Annotated in this window: 21 protein-coding genes; 10 read left to right on the plus strand and 11 right to left on the minus strand. The window is 74.1% G+C overall.

Features of this window, described 5'->3' with window-relative positions; translation table 11 throughout:
* The first annotated feature begins 25 nt into the window (after positions 1–25).
* The gene (locus RMN57_RS12775; protein ID WP_313763523.1) at positions 26–586 is read left to right on the plus strand and encodes a MarR family transcriptional regulator; all 561 of its coding nucleotides are present in this window, start codon (positions 26–28) and stop codon (positions 584–586) included.
* Positions 587–725: 139 nt separating this feature from the next.
* Here RMN57_RS12775 and RMN57_RS12780 read toward each other — a convergent pair whose 3' ends face one another.
* The 3 genes from RMN57_RS12780 to RMN57_RS12790 all read right to left on the minus strand — a co-directional run bounded on the left by RMN57_RS12780 (position 726) and on the right by RMN57_RS12790 (position 4,313).
* On the minus strand, positions 726–2,537 hold the full coding sequence (locus RMN57_RS12780) for a glycosyl hydrolase family 18 protein (protein WP_313763524.1): 1,812 nt from the start codon (positions 2,535–2,537) through the stop codon (positions 726–728).
* Positions 2,538–2,897: 360 nt separating this feature from the next.
* Positions 2,898–3,545 (minus strand): FxLYD domain-containing protein, encoded by a 648-nt coding sequence (locus tag RMN57_RS12785; protein ID WP_313763525.1) that lies wholly within the window; start codon positions 3,543–3,545, stop codon positions 2,898–2,900.
* Positions 3,546–3,752: 207 nt separating this feature from the next.
* Complete coding sequence (locus RMN57_RS12790; RefSeq protein ID WP_313763526.1) at positions 3,753–4,313, minus strand: DoxX family protein; 561 nt, start codon at positions 4,311–4,313, stop codon at positions 3,753–3,755.
* Between the two features lie 134 nt (positions 4,314–4,447).
* Between RMN57_RS12790 and RMN57_RS12795 the strand changes: the two genes are divergently transcribed.
* Both RMN57_RS12795 and RMN57_RS12800 read left to right on the plus strand, forming a co-directional pair.
* Positions 4,448–4,765, plus strand: a complete 318-nt coding sequence (locus tag RMN57_RS12795; protein ID WP_313763527.1) for a barstar family protein — start codon at positions 4,448–4,450, stop codon at positions 4,763–4,765.
* Positions 4,766–4,787: 22 nt separating this feature from the next.
* Positions 4,788–5,423, plus strand: a complete 636-nt coding sequence (locus RMN57_RS12800) for a MarC family protein (RefSeq protein WP_313763528.1) — start codon at positions 4,788–4,790, stop codon at positions 5,421–5,423.
* 84 nt (positions 5,424–5,507) lie between these two features.
* Here the strand turns inward: RMN57_RS12800 and RMN57_RS12805 are convergent, their stop codons facing one another.
* Positions 5,508–5,942, minus strand: a complete 435-nt coding sequence (locus RMN57_RS12805; RefSeq protein ID WP_313763529.1) for an Lrp/AsnC family transcriptional regulator — start codon at positions 5,940–5,942, stop codon at positions 5,508–5,510.
* A 248-nt stretch (positions 5,943–6,190) separates the two neighbouring features.
* On the opposite strand from RMN57_RS12805, the gene RMN57_RS12810 reads away from it, so the two are divergent.
* The 3 genes from RMN57_RS12810 (at position 6,191) to atpF (ending at position 8,987) form a co-directional block, all read left to right on the plus strand.
* On the plus strand, positions 6,191–7,021 hold the full coding sequence (locus RMN57_RS12810) for a tryptophan 2,3-dioxygenase family protein (RefSeq protein WP_313763530.1): 831 nt from the start codon (positions 6,191–6,193) through the stop codon (positions 7,019–7,021).
* Positions 7,022–7,058: 37 nt separating this feature from the next.
* Entirely contained in the window at positions 7,059–8,285 is a 1,227-nt protein-coding gene (kynU, locus tag RMN57_RS12815) for a kynureninase (protein ID WP_380236273.1), read from the plus strand.
* 201 nt (positions 8,286–8,486) lie between these two features.
* Positions 8,487–8,987, plus strand: coding sequence for a F0F1 ATP synthase subunit B (atpF, locus tag RMN57_RS12820; RefSeq protein ID WP_313763532.1), 501 nt, complete (start codon positions 8,487–8,489; stop codon positions 8,985–8,987).
* Between the two features lie 65 nt (positions 8,988–9,052).
* Here the strand turns inward: atpF and RMN57_RS12825 are convergent, their stop codons facing one another.
* Complete coding sequence (locus RMN57_RS12825) at positions 9,053–10,561, minus strand: choice-of-anchor A family protein (RefSeq protein WP_313763533.1); 1,509 nt, start codon at positions 10,559–10,561, stop codon at positions 9,053–9,055.
* Positions 10,562–10,764: 203 nt separating this feature from the next.
* On the opposite strand from RMN57_RS12825, the gene RMN57_RS12830 reads away from it, so the two are divergent.
* The 3 genes from RMN57_RS12830 to RMN57_RS12840 all read left to right on the plus strand — a co-directional run bounded on the left by RMN57_RS12830 (position 10,765) and on the right by RMN57_RS12840 (position 13,062).
* On the plus strand, positions 10,765–11,475 hold the full coding sequence (locus RMN57_RS12830) for a 4'-phosphopantetheinyl transferase superfamily protein (protein ID WP_313763534.1): 711 nt from the start codon (positions 10,765–10,767) through the stop codon (positions 11,473–11,475).
* 178 nt (positions 11,476–11,653) lie between these two features.
* Positions 11,654–12,136: a DUF2269 family protein gene (locus tag RMN57_RS12835; protein WP_313763535.1), complete on the plus strand. Its 483-nt coding sequence runs from the start codon at positions 11,654–11,656 to the stop codon at positions 12,134–12,136.
* A 50-nt stretch (positions 12,137–12,186) separates the two neighbouring features.
* Positions 12,187–13,062: a helix-turn-helix domain-containing protein gene (locus tag RMN57_RS12840; RefSeq protein ID WP_313763536.1), complete on the plus strand. Its 876-nt coding sequence runs from the start codon at positions 12,187–12,189 to the stop codon at positions 13,060–13,062.
* A 25-nt stretch (positions 13,063–13,087) separates the two neighbouring features.
* Here the strand turns inward: RMN57_RS12840 and RMN57_RS12845 are convergent, their stop codons facing one another.
* Entirely contained in the window at positions 13,088–13,519 is a 432-nt protein-coding gene (locus tag RMN57_RS12845; protein WP_313763537.1) for a hypothetical protein, read from the minus strand.
* A 178-nt stretch (positions 13,520–13,697) separates the two neighbouring features.
* Positions 13,698–14,729 (minus strand): Lrp/AsnC family transcriptional regulator, encoded by a 1,032-nt coding sequence (locus RMN57_RS12850; protein ID WP_313763538.1) that lies wholly within the window; start codon positions 14,727–14,729, stop codon positions 13,698–13,700.
* A 138-nt stretch (positions 14,730–14,867) separates the two neighbouring features.
* Between RMN57_RS12850 and RMN57_RS12855 the strand changes: the two genes are divergently transcribed.
* Positions 14,868–15,680, plus strand: a complete 813-nt coding sequence (locus RMN57_RS12855; RefSeq protein WP_313763539.1) for an inositol monophosphatase family protein — start codon at positions 14,868–14,870, stop codon at positions 15,678–15,680.
* A 37-nt stretch (positions 15,681–15,717) separates the two neighbouring features.
* Here the strand turns inward: RMN57_RS12855 and RMN57_RS12860 are convergent, their stop codons facing one another.
* The 4 genes from RMN57_RS12860 to RMN57_RS12875 all read right to left on the minus strand — a co-directional run bounded on the left by RMN57_RS12860 (position 15,718) and on the right by RMN57_RS12875 (position 20,739).
* Positions 15,718–16,719, minus strand: a complete 1,002-nt coding sequence (locus tag RMN57_RS12860) for an amidohydrolase family protein (RefSeq protein WP_313763540.1) — start codon at positions 16,717–16,719, stop codon at positions 15,718–15,720.
* Positions 16,716–18,350 carry an acyl-CoA dehydrogenase family protein gene (locus tag RMN57_RS12865; protein WP_313763541.1) on the minus strand — a complete coding sequence of 545 codons (1,635 nt, stop codon included), beginning with the start codon at positions 18,348–18,350 and terminating at the stop codon, positions 16,716–16,718. The genes RMN57_RS12860 and RMN57_RS12865 overlap by 4 nt, the downstream gene beginning before the upstream one ends.
* Positions 18,334–19,050: a TetR/AcrR family transcriptional regulator gene (locus RMN57_RS12870; RefSeq protein WP_313763542.1), complete on the minus strand. Its 717-nt coding sequence runs from the start codon at positions 19,048–19,050 to the stop codon at positions 18,334–18,336. Before RMN57_RS12870 ends, RMN57_RS12865 begins: the two co-directional genes overlap by 17 nt.
* Positions 19,051–19,263: 213 nt before the next feature.
* Entirely contained in the window at positions 19,264–20,739 is a 1,476-nt protein-coding gene (locus RMN57_RS12875) for a S28 family serine protease (protein WP_313763543.1), read from the minus strand.
* Positions 20,740–20,757 lie beyond the last annotated feature (18 nt).

Raw genomic sequence — 20,757 nt, forward strand, 5'->3', positions numbered from 1 at the left:
CACCCCGCGTGCGACACTGGTCCGCATGACTGCAGAGAAGCCCGCGCCGGCCACCGCCCGAGAGCTGGGCATCGCCGAGCAGGTGGCCGTCTACCAGCGGGAATTCCCCACCGTGGACCCGCAGGTGGAGACCATCGTGCAGACGCTCTCCCGGGTCGCCCGGCGGATGGGCGTCGCCTACGACCGGCAGCTGACTGTGCTCGGAATCACCTCCGCGGAGTGGGAGGTGCTCAAGGCCCTGGTGGTCGCCGGCAGCCCGTACCGGCTGGGTCCGGGCGAGCTGGCCAAGCGGCTCGGGCTCACCCCGGCGGCGATGACGCACCGGATCGACCGGATGGTCGCCGAGGACCTGGTCACCCGGGAGCGCGACGAGACCAACCGGGTCCGGGTGATCATCGAGCTGACCGAGAACGGCCGCGACAAGTGGCTGGAGTCGATGCGGATGGCCGCCGTCTTCGAGGAGGAGCTGCTCCAGGACCTCGCCGGCGAGGAGCGCGCTGTCCTCTCCCACCAGCTGGCCCGGATGCTGCGGCGGATCGAGGAGTCCCAGCCGGACGCCCTCGGGCGCACCGCGGACCTGGACTGACCGTCCTGCCGGGGCCGACCCCGGCGACGCTGCGGAGCCCGGGGACGACAGCGGTCCGGCCCGCCGGGGAGCAGCTCCCCGGCGGGCCGGACTCGTTCGGTGCGAGGGTCCGTCAGGCCCTCATCGGCTCAGTGCCGCGTCAGCAGGAACCGTTGTCGGTCCAGACGCCCCACTGGCCGGTGGTGGTGGGGTCCTCGCCCTTGGTCCACCACTTGTTCGTGTAGTAGTGGCCCTTCCAGGAGACCTTGGTGCCGGCGGTCGCGTAGGTGGCGGCCGCGTCCCAGCCCGGGGCCCCGGCGCAGCCGGCCGGGGTGGTCGGCGGCGTGGTCGGCGGGGTCGTCGGAGGCGTGGTCGGAGGCGTGGTCGGAGGCGTGGTGGGCGGGGTGGTCGGCGGGGTCGTCGGCGGCGTGGTCGGGGCGGCCGGGCAGCCCGCGGCGGAGCCGTTGGTCGCCTCGACCATCTTGTCGAACAGCGCGGTCTTCGTGCCCAGGTCGTAGAGCGAGAAGGCGAAGGAGCCGCCGAGGCCGTTGCAGTGGGCGTAGTCCACCTTGGCCTGGATCGAGCGGGCGTCCTCACCGCTCCAGAACGTGGTGCCGTCGTAGAAGTACGTGGTCTTCGCGGTGTCGTCCCAGAACGTCCTCGCCGGGTTGTCGACGAAGCCGGCCAGCTCCTTGTACATCTGGATGCCGGGCACGCTGCCGGACATCGAGGCGCCGGCGGCCGGGCCGGTGGCGGACTGGAAGAGGCCGTTGCGGCCGTTGTTCGGGACGCCGGTCCACCCGCGGTAGTAGAACGGCACGCCCACGTTGATCTTCTTCGCGGGGAAGCCGCCCGGGATGCCGTAGTCGGCGTCGCCGGCGGTGTAGGCCTTGATCGCGGCGTCGACCGAGTACTTGCCGTGGCCCGGCGCGGCCGGGGTCATCGGGTCGTCCGGGCCGGAGTAGATCGGGGCCTGGTGGTTGGTCGGCCCCTTGGCGTCCCATGCACCGTGCATGTCGTAGGTCATGATGTCCAGGAACGTCAGGTACTGGCCGATCTTGTCGGTCTCGACGTTCCGGATCTTGTCCTGGCCGGCGCCGACCGCCGCCGCGGTGGCGTACGTCTTGCCGTCGGCCCTGCCCTGGGCGTCGAGCTGCTCGCGCAGCTCCTTCAGCAGCAGGGTGAAGTTCTGCTTGTCGTTCGGGCTGGAGAGGTTGCCGGTGTGGCCGCCGCCGCCCGGGTACTCCCAGTCGATGTCGATGCCGTCGAAGACGCCGGCCGCCGAGCCCGGGCCGCCGTAGCCGGCGTCGGTCGGCAGGTTGCCCTTGATGAACATGTCGATGCAGGACGAGACCAGGTGCTTGCGCGAGGCGTCCGTGGCGGCCGCCGCCGAGAAGTACTTGGAGTAGGTCCAGCCGCCCAGCGAGATCAGGATCTTGAGGTTGGGGTTCTTCGCCTTCAGCTTCTTGAGCTGGTTGAAGTTGCCCGCGATCGGCTGGCCCCAGACGTCGCCGACGCCGTCCACCGAGATGTCCGGACCGAAGCTCTTCTGGTAGTCCGCGAAGGCGTCGCCCGCGCCGTCGCCGGCGTTCGGGTTGTTGTCGTCCTGGTTGGCGGCCTTGGTGGCCTCGAAACAGCCCAGGTCGGTCGGGTGGATGTTGGCGAACGAGTAGATCAGGTAGTCCAGCTTCCCGGCCACGCCGGTGTCCTGGATCGTCTTGGGGTAGTACGCGTTCGCGTAGATCGACCACTGGTCGAAGTAGGCCACCTTGATGCCGCCGCTGGTGGCGGGCGCGCCGGTGGAGTTGGTGACGGCCGCGTTGGCCGCGCCGCCCCCGCCGAGGGCGAGGCCTGCGCCGAGCAGCAGGGAGGCGGTGGTCCCGGCCGCGAGGGCGGCCAGGCTCTTCGGGCGCCGGCGGCGGCCGGGCTCCGGGGCCGGGCTGCCGGCCCGGTCGATGCGTGAACGGAGCATGGGTGCGTGACTCCTGGTCTGTGGGGGATTCCGTCGGCCCTGGGGGACACGTACGGGGTGGGGCCGCACGACCAGGACATGACAGAACGGGGGAGGGAATCGAGCGGGTACATGCCTTGACGGACACCGGGATATGCCGAACCGGCGCCGGCGGCGGACCGCTGACGCCGGTTCAGGGGCTCCCTGCACCTGGGCACTAAAATGGACTAGACCAACTACCCCGTCAAGGGGTGCCGGTCCGCCTTGAGCCGCCCTTAAGGTTGGCCCGCTCCCCCGCCCCGCTCCCCGGCCCCCCCGCCGACCTGCGGTGCGGTACCGCGCCGGGTCCGGTACCGCACCGGGTCTCCACCGCTCCCGGGCTCAGTACCGGACGGCGTTGGCCACCTCCGCCTTGACCGTGCCGGTGAGGTTGCGGTTGCTGGTCGCGGTGGCCTGGGCGCTCTGCCCGGCCGCCACGTCCGGAACGGTCACCGCCGTCGCGTCCAGCACGTTGCCGGAGCCGTCGGTGAAGTTGACCTGGATCACGTACCGGTTGGCCTGCTGCCCGCTGTTCTTCACGGTGAGCTGCACCGAGGCCTTGCCGTCCGAGCCGATCGTCACCGCGCCTGCGGTGACGTCGCCCTTGGCGTCCAGCCCGCCCTTGACGCTCGCGACCGCCGAGGAGGCCGCCGCCTCGGCCGACGCGGCCGCGGACGCGGCCGCCGAGGAGAGCCCGCTCGCCACCGAGGACGCCACCGAGGAGGCCGCCGAGGCCGCGGCGGAGGCGGCGGCCGACGCGGCGGCGGACAGGCCGGACTCGACCGCGCCGGCGACTGAGGAGACGGCGCTGCTCGCCTTGCCGTCCGAGGAGCAGCCCGCCAGCGCCGCGGCGCCGAGCACGGCGGCGGCCAGCACGCCGGCCACGGCGCGCCGCGGGCGGCGGACCACCGGGGCGGTCACGTCGGCGACGGTGGTGCGGGCGGGGCGGGGCGCCCCGGTCAACGTCTGGCGGTCCGGCTGGCGGTCCATCGGGTCCTCGTCTCTGCTCGGCGCCGGGGGTGCCCGGCACGCCTCCCGCCCCACCCTCGGGGCCCCCGGCCGGGTCCGCCAGCAGGGCGGCGCATCCGGGTGAGGCGGCCCGGCGGACCGGCCGGGGACGTGGTCCTGTCCGGCCGGACAGGACCGTGCGGGAGGCCCCGGAGCCCGTCCGGGGCCTCCCCGCCCTCCGGGGCGGCATCAGGACAGCCCGGAGCCCTCCTGCGCCTCCGACTCCACGGCGGCCCGCTCCTCGCGCAGCCGCATCACGTGCCGGCGCCGGGCCACCACGCCGTAGGCCCCGGCCGCGCTGGAGAGGAAGGCCAGCGCGCCCAGCCACGGGCGGTCGAAGGCGTGCCCGCTCCAGTGGTCCAGCGAGTACCGTCCCGGACCGGCCAGGCCCAGCGCCAGGCCGGTCGCACCCAGGAAGGCCGGGTACTCGTAGCCCCCGGAGGTCACGAAGAAGCCGGCCGGGGCGTGCACCGCGACGGCGCCGGCCATGGTCCCGGCCACCACGGAGCCGGCCACCGGCGTGGCCAGCCCGACCACCAGCAGGGCGCCGCCGCCCGCCTCGCCGAGGCCCGCCGCGACGGCGCTCTGGCGCCCCGGATGGAAGCCCATGTGCTCCATCGCCTGGGCGGTGGCGTCGAGGCCGCCGCCCCCGAACCAGCCGAACAACTTCTGGGTGCCGTGCGCGATCAGCACCCCGCCGACGGCGCCGCGCAGGGCCAGCAGGCCCAGGTCCTTACGGTTGAGACACATGTCGAATCCTCGTTCCAGCGGAGGGTGATCCGGTTTCCATAGCAGCCGAAAGGGCGTGCCGGTTCGACCCGGGACCGCCATCCGGGCGAACATCGAGTCATCGAGGAATACCGCCGCAACCAGGAAGCGAGCCGATGAGCGTCACCCGGCCCGAACCGCCCGTCTACGTCCTGGACGGCAGCGGGATCACCGACCGCGCCGCCTTCTACACCGCCCTCGGCTCCGCGCTGAACGGCCCCGGCGGCTACTACGGCTCCAACCTCGACGCCCTCGCCGACTGCCTGCACGGCGGCTTCGGCCCCGCGCCCCCGTTCACGCTGGTCTGGGAGGACGCCGGGACGGCCCGGCGCCACCTGACCGGCAGCGTCGTCATCGGCGAGCGGCGGCTCGACTACTTCGACGCGATCCTGGCCACCTTGCGCTCCGAGGGCGTGGCAGTCCAGCTCCGATGATCATCCCGGCCATCCTTGGCACATGTTCGTCTTCAACCTGAGCAGCGCCTTCATCGCCTTCTTCGCCGTGGTGGGACCGCCGAAGGTCCTGCTCTCCTTCGCCCGGCTGGCGGGCACCCGCACCACCCGGGAACTGCGCCGGCTGGCGGCCTGGTCCACCGTGATCTCGGCGGTGATCGGGCTGGTGCTCGCCTACACCGCGGACTTCGTCACCTCGCTGTTCCACATCAGCGACCAGTCGCTCCAGCTCGCCGGTGGCGTGATCTTCTTCATCTACGCCGTCGCGCTGGTCCTGGGCATCCACCTGGGCGCCGGCGACGACGAGGAGGACGAGCACCTGCGCAACCCGATGGTGGACGGCCTCCGCGAACTGCTGCTGCCCTACATCGCCAGCCCGCTGGCGATCACCGCGGTACTGGTGGCCTCGCTCTTCAAGGACGACTGGGGCTGGCGGACCACCGTGGTGGGCGCCTACGTCGCGGTCGTGGTGATCAACTACTTCTGCGTGGCGGCGCTCGCGCCCTTGATGCAGCGCGCCCACCGCACCTCGCTGGAGGTGCTCTCCCGGCTCCTCGGCCTGCTGCTCGCGGCGGTCGGCGTCGAGCTCTTCCTGAACGGCCTGGCCGGTCTCGGCGTGCACATCGCCGAGGGCCACTGAACCGGGCCGTCGAACGAGGGCCGTCGAACGGGGGCCACTGAACGGGGGCCGTCGAACGGGGGCCACTGAACGGCGCCCGCGGGGCTACGGCGCGACCACCGGGCGCCAGGGCACCGGGCTGGAGAGGATCATCGAGCTGGCCGGCTGCCCGTGGGCGCCCAGCCGGTCGATCAGCGCCTCGAACGCCGCCATCGCGGGCACCGCGACCAGCAGGATGCAGCAGGCCCCACCGGTCACCCGGTGCAGCTGCAGCACCTCCGGCCAGGTGGCGACCTCGGGATCGCGCAACACGCAGCGCGGCCCGTAGCACTGGAGCTGGACCAGCGCGGTGATCGGCAGCCCGGCCCGGGCGGGGTCGACGTGCGCGTGGTAGCCCGTGATCACCCCGTCGGCCTCCAGACGGCGCACCCGCTCGGCGACGGCGGGTGCGGAGAGGCTCACCCGGCGGGAGAGTTCGTTGTACGAGAGCCGGGCGTCGGCCTGCAGCTCGGCCAGCAGGCGGCGGTCGACGGCGTCCATGGCGGCTCCCGGAAGGTCTCGGCCGGCCGGCGCTCCGGCCGGCCTCTCGGTGCAGGTCCGCGGGGCTCCGGCGGCCGTCGGAGCGGCCGTCCGGCGGCGATTTCACGATCGTAAAGCCGATCGGCCAGAAGACCTCGCGAACGACAGGTTCGGGCGCGGTTGCCGTGCCCGGAACCCATTCAAGAGCAGGCCGTGACCGCCGCACAATGGGGCCCCCGCATGGGACGGGGTCATCAGGAGGGATCGGGATGGGGCACGACTCGGTGGAGACACCCAACCTGTCGTTCGTTCGGGGCGGCGAGCCGGGTCACGGCACCCCGTACGCGCGCTACGCCCGGCTGTCGGAACTGCACAGCCTGCAGAACCCGCGCAGCAAGGTGCCGGCCGAGCTGTCGTTCATCGTCACCACCCAGGTGATGGAACTGCTCTTCGGCCTGCTGCGGCACGAGTGGACGCTGGCCCAGCAGGCGCTGCGCGAGGACGACCTGCCGCAGGCGCTGGCCGCGCTGCGCCGGGGCACCCACGCCCAGGACGTGCTGGTGGAGTCCTGGGGCCTACTGGCGACCATGACGCCGCAGGAGTTCAACGCCTTCCGCTCGGTCTTCGGCGAAGCCTCGGGCTTCCAGTCCTCGGCCTTCCTGCACCTGGAGTTCCTGCTCGGCAACAAGAACGCCGCGCTGCTGCGGATGTACGACGAGGTGCCGGAGACGCGCGCCGAGCTGACCGAGGCGCTGCGCTCCGCCAGCCTGTACGACGACGCGCTGGCCCTGCTGGCCCGGCGCGGGCTGGCCGTGCCGCACGAGCCCTCCGACCAGCGCCACCGGACCGACCCGGCGGTGGAGGCGGCCTGGCGCCGGGTCTACACCGACCCGGAGCTCGCCTCCCTCCAGCCGCTCGCCGAGGCGCTGCTGGACGTCGCGGAGCGGGTGACCCGCTGGCGCCAGCGCCACCTGGCGGCGGTCCGGCGGGCGATGGGCGCCAAGCCGGGTTCGGGCGGCTCCAGCGGTCTGAGCTGGCTGCGCAAGGCCGCCGAGCAGGACGTCTTCCCCGAGCTGTGGTCCGTCCGGGACGAGATGTGAGCGAGCTGTGAGCGAGAGAGTGGGCAAGAAGGTGGGCATGATCACGCGCGAGGAGTGCGAGGCGCTGGACGCCGTCGACCCGCTGGCGGCGTTCCGCAAGGAGTTCGCCCTGCCGGACGGCGTCGTCTACCTGGACGGGAACTCGCTCGGCGCACTGCCGGCCCGCACCCCGGGCCGGGTGCGGCAGGTCGTCGAGGAGGAGTGGGGCCGCGAGCTGATCCGCAGCTGGAACGAGGCCGGCTGGTTCGAGCAGCCGTACCGGCTGGGCCGGCGGATCGCGCCGCTGATCGGGGCCGAGCCGGAGGAGGTGGTGGTCTGCGACACCACCTCGGTCAACCTGTTCAAGGTGCTGACCGCCGCGCTGCGGCTGCGCCCCGGTCGCCGGACGGTGCTCGGCGACGGCGCGGCCTTCCCCACCGACCTGTACATCGCCGAGGGCGTGACCGCGCTCTTCGAGGGCGCGCGCAGCGTCCTGGTCGCGCCGGAGGAGCTGGACCGGCACCTGGACGGGGACGTCGCCGCGGTCGTCCTCTCGCACGTGGACTACCGCACCGGCGAGCTGCTGGACATGCCCGGCATCACCGCCCGGGTGCAGGCCGCGGGCGCCCTGATGATCTGGGACGTCTGCCACTCGGTGGGCGCGCTCCCGGTCGAACTCGGCGCGGCCGGCGCGGATTTCGCGGTCGGCTGCACCTACAAGTACCTGAACGGCGGCCCCGGCTCGCCGGCCTTCCTCTACGTGGCCCGCCGACACCTGGCGGCCGGGCCGCAGCAGTCGCTGAGCGGCTGGTTCGGGCACGCCCGCCCGTTCGCCTTCGAGCCCGGGTACGACCCGAAGGACGGTATCGGCCGCTTCCTCACCAGCTCGCCCTCGCTGCTCGGCCAGGCCGCCCTGGAGTCCTCGCTGGACGTCTGGGAGCAGGCCGACCTGACCGCGGTGCGGGCCAAGAGCCTGGCCCTGACCGACCTGTTCATCACCCTGGTGGAGGGCCTGGACGGGATCGAGGTGGCCACCCCGCGCGAGCACGCCCGACGCGGCAGCCAGGTGGCCCTGCGGCACGCCGACGGCTACCCGGTGGTGCAGGCGCTGATCGAGCGCGGGGTGATCGGGGACTTCCGCGCCCCGGACCTCATGCGGTTCGGGTTCACCCCGCTCTACCTCTCCCACACCGACGTCTGGGACGCCGCGCAGCAGCTGGCCGAGGTGCTGGAGAGCGGCGAGTGGCGCGAGGAGCGCTTCTCCCGCCGCGGCGAGGTGACCTGAGGCACGGGGTCCGCGAAGGCCCCGGAGGCCACCGGCCCGACGGCGGAGTGTCCGCCGTCGGGCCGGTGGCCTCCGCCGTCTCCCGGGCGTCCCCCGGCCGCCGCCCGGTGACCTCCCCCACACCTCCCGTCCACGACGGTTCGGCACAACACGACCGGGCAGCATCCTTCATGACATCTCGTCAGACCATAGGAGGGATGCATGGACCTGGAGAAACTCGGACCGCTGAAGCCCGAGCCGGCCGCACTGATCGTCGGCCTGGCCTGCTTCTTCCTGATGACCTGGCTGCTCGGGCGGAAGGTCCTGCCGCGGATCGAGCGGGTGCAGGCCGAGCGCCGGGACGCCACCGAGGGTGGACTGGAGCGGGCCGAGGCGCTCAACGACGAGGCCGACCGGACGTACCAGGCCTACCGGCAGGTGCTGGCCGACGCCCGGCACGAGGCGGCGCGGATCCGGCAGGAGGCCGCCGAGGAGGGCGCGGCGCTCATCGCGACCGCCCGCGAGGAGGGCCTCCGGGAGCGCGACCGGCTGGTCTCCGAGGCGCACGCGCAGATAGCCGTGGACCAGGCGCTCGCGGCCGTCACGCTCCGGCACGACGTGGGCGAGCTGGCCGTCGAGCTGGCGGGGCGGGTGGTCGGCGAGTCGGTGTCGGCAGCGGCCGCCGAGCGCGCGACGGTGGCGCGCTTCTTCGACGAGCGCTGAGGGCACGCACCGGACGGCCCCTCGCCCGTGCTGGGCGAGGGGCCGTCCGGCGTCGTGGGGTCGACTCAGCTGTGCCGGCCGCGGCGGCGGGCGGCCAGAACGCCGAGTCCGCCGAGGGCCAACAGGCCGGCGCCGGCCAGGCCGAGGACGACCGGGGCGTTGCCCCCGCCGGTCGACGGCAGTTCGGCGCCGCCGGTCGGCGAACCGCTGGTCGGCCGGTGGCCGGTGGGGCGGTGGCCGGTCGGGTGCGTGGTCGCGCCGGTCGGTGCGGCGCTCGACGAGCCGGACCTCGTCCAGGTGGGGGTCGGGGAGGTCGGCCTCGGCGACGTCGGCTTCGGCGAGGTCGTGGTCGGCTTCGGCGACGTGGTGGTCGGCTTCGGCGAGGTCGTGGTCGAGGTCGGGTTCGGACTCGGCGAGGTCGGGGAGGGGGACGGCGAGGTCGGCGACGGGCTCGGCGTCGCGGTGCAGTCCGGCAGGTCCCCGTCGAAGGGGTAGCTGTGGATCTCGTAGCCGCCGCTGCCGGTCTGGACGAGGTTGCCGGCCAGGTAGACCCGGCCGTTCACGCCGGGCATCGCGATGGTGGTGGTCGAGGCCGGGTTGCCGGCCATCACGGAGCCCTGGAACTGCGCACCGCCCAGCAGCCGCGCCGTGGTGGCGGTGGGGAAGTTCCACAGCAGCCCGGGGCGCAGCTCGGTGATCCGGTCCCCCGGCAGCCCGGTACCGGTGTAGGTGTTGATGATCGCGTCGTCCGGGAGGACGTTGACCACCACGGTGGCGCCGGCCGGGATGCCGGTGAAGACCAGGCCGATCTGCCGGGTCGCCGAGCCGAGGTTGCGGTCGACGTTGAAGACCTGCCGCCTGCTGGTGCCGTCCCCGGCGAAGGTCGCCTCGCTGTTCGTCACCGTGACGGTGCCGGTGGCGGCCGCCCTGCTGGCGCAGGTGGAGATCTCCTCGATCCGGGTCCGCACCCCCCGGAAGGGCGCGGCGGCGTCCGCGTCCTTGATCGCCCGCCCGGTGGGATCGATGTTGACCGTGCCGGTGAGGTCGCCCGCGTGGCGCAGGTTGCCGAAGACCCGGTGCGTGGAGTCGCTGCCCCCGATGAGGATCCGGTTGCCGGACTTCACGTCCACGTCGCCGCCGACGGTGACGAAGTCGCTCCCGCCGGGCGGCACCACCCGCGAACCGACGCCCACCACGCCCATGTTGAAGGCGCCGCCGCCCTGGCTCTTCTCCACGGTGAGGTCGCCGAGCACGACGATCCTGCCCTCGGCCTCGGCGGCCCGGCCGGTCACCGTGTAGTCGCCTCCGGTGAAGACGTTGACCGTGGCGTCCCGCCCGGCGAAGTCGCCGTTGTGCGGGGGCGTGGGCCAGGTGGCCGGGCAGTCGGGCCCGGTGCAGGCGCCCAGCGGCGGCGCCAGCGGAGCGGCCGAACCGGCCGTCAGCACGGCGGCCATCGGCAGTGCCGCGACCGCGGCCGCCACCCCGATCCGGACGGCGCGGCGCCCCCGGACCGCGACCGGCCCCCCGGTGGCGGTTGTCCTGTGTTCCGGCGTACCGGTGCTGCCCTGACCCATCGACACGTCCTCCGCACCGCGAAGGGGGCAGGCCGTACCGACCTGCCCCGCAGTTCACTTGATACCTGATCAATTCCGGAAGATTCACGACATAAGTCACGAAATCGGACGAGACATACCCTGTGGACCATCAGCACCGATCCGACAGTCATCCGGACGGGCCAACGCGTCCCGCACCCTCCGCCTCCGGTTAGGTTGGGGACATGACTTCCGAGGACCAGGACCCGCACGCCCCGATCGCCGCCGTGTCGGCCAGCGCGGACGTGCTGCGGCACCCCGAGGCCGGCGAGCACCTGCTCACCGCGGTCGAGCGCGAGCGCGCCGCGCGGTTCCGGCAGGAGTCCGGCCGGCTGGACTTCACGGCCGCGCACATCCTGGTCCGGCTCTGCGCCGCCCGTCTGCTCGGCGTGCCGGCCGACACGATCACGCTGGCCCAGAACTGCCCGGACTGCCGCAAGGCCGACCACGGCCGCCCCTACCTGCCGGACCACCCGGACGTCCAGGTGAGCCTCTCGCACACCCACGGCGTGGTGGCGGCCGCCGCCGGCCGCCGACCGGTCGGCGTCGACGTCGAGCTGACGGCGCGCAGCGGCTCCCTGCTCCAGGTCGCCGGCCGGGTGCTCGCCCCGGCGGAGCTGCAGCAGGTGGAGGCGCACCCCGAGCCGGGCCGGGCCTTCCTGCGGCAGTGGGTGCGCAAGGAGTCCCTGATCAAGCTCGGACGGACCACGCTGGACGGGCTCGCCGCGGTCGACCTCTCCGCGCTGCCGCTGGACGTCCCGCCGGGCCGGCCGCTGCGCAGTCGCTACCAGGACCTCCACCTGGTCGACTGGACCGACCCCGTCCGGGGCGCGGTGATCTGCGCGGCGAGCACCGCCGCGCCGCGGATCGTGGTCCTGACGCCCGAGGCCGGCTGAGGCCGCGGAGCCCGGGGCCGCGAGGGCTTCCCCCCGCCTCTCCGGCCCGCCGACCCGCACGGACGCCCTCCGGATAAGCGGTGTTAGCGTGCGTGCTCGGGGCCGGAACCGCACGCCCCGGCTGCCCGTGCCGCCTCCCCGGCGCGCAGCCCCCGTTGGATCAAGGGGTGTCCCCGCCATGGCCAAGTTCCTGCTGAGCCTGCACGTCCTCGCCTCGGTGCTGTTCATCGGCCCCGTCGCGGTGGCCGTCAGCATGTTCCCGCGGAAGGCCCGGGCTGCACTGGCCGGCGGGCCCGACCGGGCGGCCGACGCGGGGATCCTGCGCACGCTGCACCGGATCACCCAGGTCTACGCGCTGCTGGGGATAGCCGTCCCGGTGATGGGCATCGGCGTCGCCCAGGTGATGGACGTGCTCGGCCAGTCCTGGCTGATCGTCTCGATGGTGCTCACCGCGCTCGCGGGGCTCTCGCTGCTGCTCTTCGTCCTGCCCGCGCAGCAGGCCGCGGTGGACGCGCTCGACCTCGACGCCGACGCGGCGGAGCACGGCAAGGCCGTCCAGGGTCTGAAGCTGCTGCCGATGACGGCCGGGGTGTTCAACCTGCTCTGGGCCGTGGTCGTGGTTCTGATGATCATCCGACCCGGATCCACTACCGGAGTCTGATCCACGGCGGCTAGCGTCTCCGTCATGGAGAACGGACCGGGGCGGCGGGGATGACGAGGACGACGGGCTCGGCGGGGACGCCGGGCAGGGCGGGGGCGGCCACCACTCCGGAAGGCGGCGACACCGCCCTCGGTGTGGGGGCGCTGCTGCGCGGCTGGCGCGAACGGCGACAGCTCAGCCAGCTCCAACTGGCGCTCCAGGCCGAATCGTCGGCCCGGCACATCAGCTTCGTCGAGACCGGGCGCTCCCGGCCGAGCCAGGAGATGATCCTGCGCCTCGCCGAGCACCTGGACGTCCCGGTGCGCGAACGCAACGCGCTGCTGCTGGCCGCCGGCTACGCCCCGAAGTACGGGGAGACGCCGCTGGACGACCCGGCGATGGAGTCGCTGCGAAGCGGGGTGGAGCGCCTGCTGCTCGCGCACGACCCGTACCCCGCGATCGTGGTGGACGGCACCTACCGGGTGCTCGCCACCAACCGGAGCATCGCCGTCCTGCTCGCCGGGGTGGCCCCGCACCTGCTGGAGCAGCCGCTCAACGCGATGCGGATCACCCTCCACCCGGAGGGCCTCGCCCCGCGGATCGTCAACCTGCGCCAGTGGCGCCGCCACCTGCTGGAGCAGATGGAGCGGCAGATCGCACTGGTCCGCTCCGAACCGCTGCGGGCGCTCTACGAGGAGGTCAGCGCCTATCCGCTGCCCGCGGACCCGGTGATGGAGGACGTCAGCGAGGACGCCACCGAGCTGTTCCCGTTCGCGCTGCCGATGCGGGTCGCGCACGAGGGGCGGGTGCTGTCGTTCCTGTCCACCATCGCCACCTTCAACACTCCGCTCGACGTGACGGTCTCCGAGCTGGCCATGGAGACGTTCCTCCCGGCCGACCCGGAGACGGTCGCCTTCCTCCACGCGACGACGGCCGCCACCGGCTGAGCCCGGGTCGGCCGGGGCCGGGCCTTCAGCGTTCGGCCGCCCGGACCTTGCGCAGCGCCGCGAACTGCAGGACGGCGAAGCCCAGCACGGTCGCGGCCTGCAGCGGGATCCAGACCAGGCCGGCGGTGGTCGGCTCCAGCCAGAGCTCCATCGCCACCAGGCTGAGCACCGGCCAGACGAGGTTGGCGTCGATCACCGCCCGGACGGCGAGCACCGGCGGCTGCCGCCGTGCGGCCAGCACGCCGACGGCGAGGCCGTAGACCAGCAGGAAGGCCCCGAGGTCGACCATCGTGGTGGTGCCCGCACCGAGCAGGTCGCCGAGCGGGCCGGCGAGGGCGAGGTAGGCGAGGCCGTTGCCGCCGGTGACCACGGCGTCGAGGGCGAGCAGGCGGCGCAGGGTGGTCAGCCGGGCTGCGGGGGCGGTGGTGCGGGCGGCGGCGACGGTGTTCGCGGACATGGCGGATCAGCCTCCGGGAGGTCGACGGGGTGGATCGGGCGGCGGTTCCGGGCGCTTGCTCGCTCGCCCGGACCGGATGACTCCACCCTGCCCGGCGCTGCGCGGGGCGTCGATTACCCCCGAGGTAATGAGCCGCTGTCATCGGTGCCTCTCGTCCCGCTCCCTGGCGGGCGGCCGGTCAGGACGCGGCGGCCCGACGGCCCCGGCGGCTCGCCGCGTTCGCCGGACCCGCGGCATTCAGCACGACACCCGCCCGTTTGACGGCCCGTCCGACGATCACCGTCTCGGCCCGGGTGATGCCGAGCGGACCGAGCGTCCCGGTGACGAAGCGGTAGAGGCCACCGTGGTCCGCGCAGAACACCGTGGCCATCAGGTTGGCCGGGCCGCTGGTGGCGAACACCCCGTGCACCTGGGGGTGCCCGGCCAGTGCCGTCCCGACCTCGGCGAGCCGGCCCGGGGGCACGTCGAGCCAGAGGTTGGCGTCCACGGCCATGCCCAGCAGGGGCGGGTCGATCGTGGTGTGGGTGCGCAGCAGCCCGCCCTCGGCCAGCCGGTCCAGCCGGCGGCGGACGGTCGACTCGGGCGCGCCGACCGCCGCCGCGAGCGCGGCGTGGGACTGCCGGGCGTCCTCGCCGAGGCGCGCCAGCAACGCACGGTCGAGCGCGTCGAGCGGCGTCTCCCCCGCCGCCGGACGCGGGACGGACGGCGGCGCCAGGGCGGCCGCCTCGGCCTCGTCCAGGTAGCCGGCCCGCCACTGGCCGGCGTCGGCGTAGGCGTGCAGCACGGCGTGGGCGGTGGTCTCGGTGACGGCGGCCGTGGCGGGCAACTGCCCGTACAGCAGCCGGTCCCGGGAGCAGGCGTCGCTGAGCACCACCGCGCCGACCTCCTGGCCACCGAGCATCACGTCGACGAACGGCACGTCCGACCGGTCGGCCAGGGCCCGCGCGATGGTGTCGACCTTGCCGCGGAGCACCCGGACCCGCAGCAGCAGCGCACCGACCGCGGCGTCCTCGACGTCGGGCATCCGGACCACGCGCAGCAGCCCGGACTGCTGGAGCCGGGTAAGGCGGCGGGTGACCGTGCGGGTGGAGACGCCGAGCACCTCGGCGATCCGGCCGGTCCCGGCCCGGCCGTCGACCTGGAGCGCGCAGACCAGCCGGCGGTCCAGCAGGTCCAGCACGGTGTCCGGATCAGCAGCTGAGAGGTCCATGGTGTCCGATCTCCGTCGTCCGGGCCGGTTCGAGCGTCCTGTTCGGCAGGCCTGACGGTACTCCTGGTCCTGCATCGAACAGAGCCCGGCCGGCGGGGAGGTCCCGTCGGCCCGGGGAACCGAGGAAGGGAGTCGGCGATGAACGACGAGGTCCGGGAGCTCAGGGAGCTGCTGCCGGCTGTCGAGGCGGCGGTCCGCGCGGTGGGCGCCCGGCTGGCGGCGGCGCGCCCGGCCGAGCCGATCCCCGGGCGGACGGCGGCGGAGGCGATGGCGCACTTCGCCGAACTGGACGGCCCGGCCGCCGCCGAACTGCGGGCCCGGCTCTCCGAACTGCGGCCGGGGGCGGGCTGGGTGACGGACGAGCTGGAGGGCGCGGTGCCGGCCGAGGGCGAGTGGTGGCTCTGCGACGCCACCGACGGCGCCGTGCAGTACCTGCTCGGGCAGCAGCAGTGGGCGGTCACCGCCACGCTGGTCCGGGACGGTGCCGCGGTGCTGGCCGTGGTGCACGCGCCGCAGCTCGGCGGGCGGACCTACCGCGCGGTGCGGGGCGGCGGGGCCGAGCTGGACGGACGGGCCGTCGCGCCGCCGGAGCGCGAGCTCGCGGTGGCCGTCGCCGGGACGAGCCAGCCGCCGCTGGTCGCCGCGGACGGGCCGGCGCTGCGCCGGGCCGGCGCCTCGCTGACGGCGGTGCTGGCCGAGGTGCTGGCGGTGCGCAACCTCGGGCCGACCGCGCTGCAGGTCGCCCAGGTGGGATCCGGGCACCTGACGCTGTTCTGGGAGTACGGGATGGACGCGGGCAACCTGCTGCCGGGCGCGCTGATCGCCGCCGAGGCGGGGGCGGTGGTCACGGACGCCGCCGGGGCGGCCTGGTCGACCACCTCCGACAGCTTCCTCGCCGCCCCGCCCGGGCTGCACGGGGAGGTGCTCCGGGTGCTCGCCACCGTGGCGTGAGCCCGGCGGGCGGGGCGCCGCGCCGCCGGGGCGGCCGTCAGCCGGCCGGCTGCAAGGGCAGCCCGAACAGCCGGGCCGCGTTGTCGTGGCAGACCGCCCGCAGCCACTCCTCCCCCAGCCCCAGCCGCTCCAGCGCCTCCAGCTGGTGCCGGTACCGGTACGGGATGTTGGGGAAGTCGCTGCCGAGCAGGATCCGCTCCCGGAGCCCGGCCAGGCGCGGCAGTTCGGCGGGCGGGAACGGGGTGTCGCGCTCGGCGAAGTCGGTGAAGGCGATGGTGGTGTCGAGCCGGACCTCCGGGTACCGCTCGGCGAGGTCGAGGAAGTCGGTGTACTCCGGCATCCCGAGGTGGGCCACCACCACCCGCAGCCGCGGGTGCCGGGCGAGCACCTCTCCGATCGGGCCCGCGCCGGTGTACTTGCCGGGGACGGGCCCCGAGCCGCAGTGCGTGACCACCGGTGTGCCGGTCTCGGCCAGCAGGCCCCAGACCTCGTCGAGCAGCCGGTCCGCCGGGTCGTACCCGCCGACCTGGAGGTGCGCCTTGAACACCCGGGCGCCGTCCGCGAGCGCCCGCGCCACGTACCCGGGCGCGCCGGGCTCCGGGAAGAAGGTGGCGGTGTGCAGGCAGTCCGGGGTGCGGGCGGCGAAGCCGGCGGCCCAGCCGTTGAGCCAGTCGGCCATGCCGGGCTTGTGCGGGTAGAGCATGGAGGTGAACGCCCGGACGCCGAAGTCCCGCAGCCGGGCGACCCGTTCGTCCTCGGCCTCGCGGTAGGTGATCGGCCACGGCCGGTCCACCAGCGGGCCGGCCGCGTCGAAGTACGCCCACACCTTGTCCAGGACGTTCTGCGGCATGAAGTGGGTGTGCACGTCGATCAGGCCGGGCAGGCCGAGGCCCTGCCAGAAGGCCCGGACCTCGGCCGCCTCCGCCTCGGCCGCCTCCACCTCCGCGGCGTCTGCCCGCCCGGCGGTGGCCGGCCCGGGTGGCGCCTCGGCCCCACCGGCCGTCCGCCGCCCGGTGCCGCCCGGGTGTCCGCCGCTCATGCGGGCACCGGACGGGCACGGTCGATGATCGCCCCGGCGTCCACGCCCGCGGGCAGCGTGCCGAAGGCGGCGCCGTGGTCGCCGCCGAGGCGGGAGGCGCAGAAGGCGTCGGCCACCGCCGGGTCGCCGTGGCGCACCAGCAGCGACCCCTGGAAGGCCAGCGCCATCGACTCGACCAGCCGACGGGTGCGGAACTCCGGCTCGCCCGGGTCGGCGAGCTGCTTGCGCAGGTCGACCACGGCCGCGTCGAGCCGGCGGTCCGCGCCGGCCGCGGCGTCCAGCTCGCCGAGGAAGGCCTCGACGCTCTCCGGGCGCCTGGCCATGGCGCGCAGCGCGTCCAGGGCGGCGACGTTGCCGGAGCCCTCCCAGATCGAGACCAGCGGCGCCTCCCGGTAGAGCCGGGGCATGCCGGACTCCTCGACGTACCCGTTGCCCCCGAGGCACTCCAGCGCCTCGGCGGCGTGCGCCGGACCGCGCTTGCAGACCCAGTACTTGCTCACCGCCAGCCCCAGCCGCCGGACCAGCGCCTCGGTCTCGTCCCCGGCCAGCGCGCCGTCGGTGGCCTGGGCCAGGCGCATCGCGACGGTGGTGGCCGCCTCCGACTCGACGACCAGGTCGGCGAGCACGTTGCGCATCAGCGGCTGGTCGACCAGCGCCCGGCCGAACGCCTGCCGGTGGAGCGCGTGGTGGACCGCGCGGGTGGCCCCCAGGCGCATGCCGGAGGCGGCGCCGAGGGTGCAGTCGAGCCGGGTCATGTTGACCATCTCGATGATGGTCGGCACGCCGCGCCCCTCCTCGCCGACCAGCCGGCCGACCGCGCCGTCGTACTCGATCTCGGCGGAGGCGTTGGACTTGTTGCCCAGCTTGTCCTTGAGCCGCTGGAGGTGGAAGCGGTTGCGGCTGCCGTCGGGCAGGATCCGCGGCACCATGAAGCAGCTGAGCCCGCCCGGCGCCTGGGCGAGCGTCAGGAAGAGGTCGGACATCGGCGCCGAGGTGAACCACTTGTGGCCGGTGAGCCGGTAGGTGCCGTCCGCGTGCGGGACGGCGGCGGTGGTGTTGGTCCGGACGTCCGAGCCGCCCTGCTTCTCGGTCATCGACATCCCGGCGATGAGCCCGCGCTTGCCGCGCGGCTCGCGCAGCCCGAAGTCGTACTCCCGGGAGGCCAGCAACGGCTCCAGCTCGGCCGCGAGCGAGGGGGTCGCGCGCAGGGCCGGGACGGCGGCGTAGGTCATCGAGATCGGGCAGGTGTGGCCGGCTTCGACCTGGCCCCAGACGAGGAACTTGGCCGCGCGGGCGGAGTGCGCGCCCGGCCGGTCGTCCTGCCACGGGGCGGCGTGCAGGCCGTGGCCGACGGCGGTGCGCATCAGCTCGTGCCAGTACGGGTGGAACTCGACCTCGTCGATCCGGTGCCCGAAGCGGTCGTGGGTGCGCAGGACGGGCGGGTTCTCGTTGGCCAGCCGGCCCCACTCGGCGGCCTGCTCGGAGCCGGCCAGGCGGCCGAGCTCGTGCAGCTCGTCCTCGGCCCAGCCGGCGCCGGCCCGGTGCAGGGCGGCGATCAGGGCCGGGTCGGCGGCGGTGTCGTGTCCGTACGGCAGGGGCACCTGGTTGGTGACCTCATGCGTCGCTGTCATCGCGTCCTCCCAGGGCACGCAGGGTGAAGGAGACCAGGGCGGGGACGACGTCGGGCGGGGCGTCCCCGGGGGTGGGTGCGGCCGTCGGTACCGGCGCTGGTGCCGACGCCGACGCCGGTGCCGGTGCTTGGGCGCGAGCCGGTGCGTGGTCGGGTGCTCGTGGTGCGGGGGCGGCCGCGAGCGGCCCGGCGAGCGCCTCGCCGACCGCGCCGACGATCGCGGCCGCGGTCAGCTCCGGGTCCTGCCGGGGCAGCCGGCCGGCCGCCAGCGCGACCGCGATCTCGGCGGCGATCACGTCGCGGAACGCCCGCCGGAAGACCAGCCGCTCGGCGTCCACGACGGCATCGGCCGGTTCGACCAGCAGTGCGTGGGCGAGCCGCGGTGCGCGCAGGGCGCGGGCGGCGAAGGTCTCCACCACGGCGGCGATCCGTTGCTCCGGGGTCTCGCGGCGGGCCACGGCCTCGTTGACGGCGTCGATCTCCCGGTTCACCACCCGACGGAACAGTTCGACCGACAGCTCCGCCTTGTTGGCGAAGTGCTGGTAGAGGCTTCCGGTGGCGATCCCGGCGCGGTCCGCCACCGCAGCCATCGAGCAGCCGCCGTACCCGCGCTCGGCGAGCAGCCCGACCGCGGCCTGGAGCACCGCTTCGCGCTGGGCGTCGAGCCGGGCTTGGACGGCGGGCGTGCGTCGGTAGGCCATGGAAGCATTGAAGCACTGATTCATCGCTTCGGGGAGAGGGCGCACGTGCCTCCCCCGCGCCCGTTCCCGCGTGCGCCCGCCCCCTCCTGCGCCCGTTCCCGCCTGCGCCCGCCCCCGCCTGCGCCCGCTCCCGCGCGGGGCAGGAGAACGCCGGGCATGCGAAGGGGCCACCCCCCGGCGCGCTGCCGGCGGGTGGCCCCGGAGGGACCGGCCTCAGGGGCGGTCCCGCTCGACCTTCAGGCCCTCCTCGTCCAGCGGGCCGAACGGCGGGATCCGGTGGCTCTGGGCGAGCGAGCGCGCGTTCGCGGGGTCGGCCAGCCCGGCCCACTCCAGCACCTTGGCGGTGGCCTCCGTCGACTCCGCCGCCGGCAGCTTGCCGATGTTGGACCCGTGGTTGCCGCCGGGCACGGTGTAGACGTAGCTGTCCTCACTGCCCCAGCCCAGCCGGAACGGCTCGGCGCCCCACGGGTCGTTCTGCCCGTAGACGAAGATGATCCGCTCGGAGGAGTGCCGCACCCAGCGGTCGACGTCGCGCATCGCCGACGGGTCGAAGCGCATCGGGATGTTCTTCGGCACGTAGGTCCGCGGCGAGTACAGCTCCTTGAAGTCGTAGTTCAGCACGCCCTTGAGGTGCGGCACGGCGAAGGTGGGCGAGCCCAGCTCGGTGCCCGCCTGGTAGTAGTACGGCGTGTAGGTGGCGAGCGACTGGTCGCTGTTGCCGGTGATGCCGACCTGTGCGTCGAACCACGCGTACAGCTGGTCGTCGGTGGCGGTGGCCGCGGGCGGCACGTTGGCGCAGTCCGCCTCGGTGCTGTACTGCCAGAACGCCCAGACCGTGTCGAGCACCCCGGCCTCGTACGCCCGGTCGGCGCTGCCGGTGGTGGTGAACGTCGAGCCCGCGGCGGCGTTGTCGGCCACGTACCGGGCCTCCAACCGGTCCCGGCGGACCAGCAGTTCACGCTGGGCGGCCGAAAGTGCGGCGCGGCACTCCGGGGTGCCGACGTTCTGGAAGAACTCGGTGTAGGCGGAGTCCTCGCGGTTGTCGACGTCGTTCGGCGCGACGTAGGCGATGGTGCCGTTCACGTCGTCGGGGAAGAACCGGCGGTGGTAGGTGGAGGACATACCGCCCTTGCTGGCCCCGGTGGAGAGCCACTCGCGCTGGTAGATCCGCTTGAGCGCGGTGATGATCCGGTGCGAGTCGGTGGCGGCCTGCCGGATGCCGGCCTTGGTCCAGTCGGCGGGCTCCGGGCGGGACGGCGTGAAGTAGCGGTACTCGATCGAGACCTGGTTGCCGTCGGTCAGCCGGGCCGGCTCGGTGCGGGACGGCGTGGTGCGCAGCGTGTAGCCGTTGGTGTAGAAGACGGTCGGGCGGTCGTAGCCGCGGTGCAGCACGCTCAGCCGCTGCTGGAAGGTACCCAGCCAGGGGCGGAAGTGGTCGATCGGCTGGGTGTAGGTGAGCAGGAAGTAGCGGTGCTCGGCGTCGCCGGCGGGCTTCTCCTCGGTGACGGTCATGCCCGGGATCGCCGCGAGCCGGTCCTTGATGTCGGCCGAGGGGTCGTCGGCGACGGAGCCGGCCGTGCCGGTGGCCGCCCCCGGGTCGGGCTGCGCCAGGGCGGGCGTCGCCGCGCCGAGGCCGAGCAACGGTACGAGCAGGACGGCGACCAGCAGCCTTCTGAGCTTGGTTGACATCAACTCTCCATCGGATCA

It is taken from the genome of Kitasatospora sp. CM 4170 (assembly GCF_032110285.1).
GTDB classification, from domain to species: domain Bacteria; phylum Actinomycetota; class Actinomycetes; order Streptomycetales; family Streptomycetaceae; genus Kitasatospora; species Kitasatospora aburaviensis.

What these genes read in the sequence shown, in the direction of transcription:
- RMN57_RS12775 (WP_313763523.1), top strand. Translation starts at nt 26, where the DNA reads ATGACTGCAGAGAAGCCCGCGCCGGCCACCGCCCGAGAGCTGGGCATC.
- RMN57_RS12780 (WP_313763524.1), bottom strand. Translation starts at nt 2,537, where the DNA reads ATGCTCCGTTCACGCATCGACCGGGCCGGCAGCCCGGCCCCGGAGCCC.
- RMN57_RS12785 (WP_313763525.1), bottom strand. Translation starts at nt 3,545, where the DNA reads ATGGACCGCCAGCCGGACCGCCAGACGTTGACCGGGGCGCCCCGCCCC.
- RMN57_RS12790 (WP_313763526.1), bottom strand. Translation starts at nt 4,313, where the DNA reads ATGTGTCTCAACCGTAAGGACCTGGGCCTGCTGGCCCTGCGCGGCGCC.
- RMN57_RS12795 (WP_313763527.1), top strand. Translation starts at nt 4,448, where the DNA reads ATGAGCGTCACCCGGCCCGAACCGCCCGTCTACGTCCTGGACGGCAGC.
- RMN57_RS12800 (WP_313763528.1), top strand. Translation starts at nt 4,788, where the DNA reads ATGTTCGTCTTCAACCTGAGCAGCGCCTTCATCGCCTTCTTCGCCGTG.
- RMN57_RS12805 (WP_313763529.1), bottom strand. Translation starts at nt 5,942, where the DNA reads ATGGACGCCGTCGACCGCCGCCTGCTGGCCGAGCTGCAGGCCGACGCC.
- RMN57_RS12810 (WP_313763530.1), top strand. Translation starts at nt 6,191, where the DNA reads ATGGGGCACGACTCGGTGGAGACACCCAACCTGTCGTTCGTTCGGGGC.
- kynU (WP_380236273.1), top strand. Translation starts at nt 7,059, where the DNA reads ATGATCACGCGCGAGGAGTGCGAGGCGCTGGACGCCGTCGACCCGCTG.
- atpF (WP_313763532.1), top strand. Translation starts at nt 8,487, where the DNA reads ATGGACCTGGAGAAACTCGGACCGCTGAAGCCCGAGCCGGCCGCACTG.
- RMN57_RS12825 (WP_313763533.1), bottom strand. Translation starts at nt 10,561, where the DNA reads ATGGGTCAGGGCAGCACCGGTACGCCGGAACACAGGACAACCGCCACC.
- RMN57_RS12830 (WP_313763534.1), top strand. Translation starts at nt 10,765, where the DNA reads ATGACTTCCGAGGACCAGGACCCGCACGCCCCGATCGCCGCCGTGTCG.
- RMN57_RS12835 (WP_313763535.1), top strand. Translation starts at nt 11,654, where the DNA reads ATGGCCAAGTTCCTGCTGAGCCTGCACGTCCTCGCCTCGGTGCTGTTC.
- RMN57_RS12840 (WP_313763536.1), top strand. Translation starts at nt 12,187, where the DNA reads ATGACGAGGACGACGGGCTCGGCGGGGACGCCGGGCAGGGCGGGGGCG.
- RMN57_RS12845 (WP_313763537.1), bottom strand. Translation starts at nt 13,519, where the DNA reads ATGTCCGCGAACACCGTCGCCGCCGCCCGCACCACCGCCCCCGCAGCC.
- RMN57_RS12850 (WP_313763538.1), bottom strand. Translation starts at nt 14,729, where the DNA reads ATGGACCTCTCAGCTGCTGATCCGGACACCGTGCTGGACCTGCTGGAC.
- RMN57_RS12855 (WP_313763539.1), top strand. Translation starts at nt 14,868, where the DNA reads ATGAACGACGAGGTCCGGGAGCTCAGGGAGCTGCTGCCGGCTGTCGAG.
- RMN57_RS12860 (WP_313763540.1), bottom strand. Translation starts at nt 16,719, where the DNA reads ATGAGCGGCGGACACCCGGGCGGCACCGGGCGGCGGACGGCCGGTGGG.
- RMN57_RS12865 (WP_313763541.1), bottom strand. Translation starts at nt 18,350, where the DNA reads ATGACAGCGACGCATGAGGTCACCAACCAGGTGCCCCTGCCGTACGGA.
- RMN57_RS12870 (WP_313763542.1), bottom strand. Translation starts at nt 19,050, where the DNA reads ATGGCCTACCGACGCACGCCCGCCGTCCAAGCCCGGCTCGACGCCCAG.
- RMN57_RS12875 (WP_313763543.1), bottom strand. Translation starts at nt 20,739, where the DNA reads ATGTCAACCAAGCTCAGAAGGCTGCTGGTCGCCGTCCTGCTCGTACCG.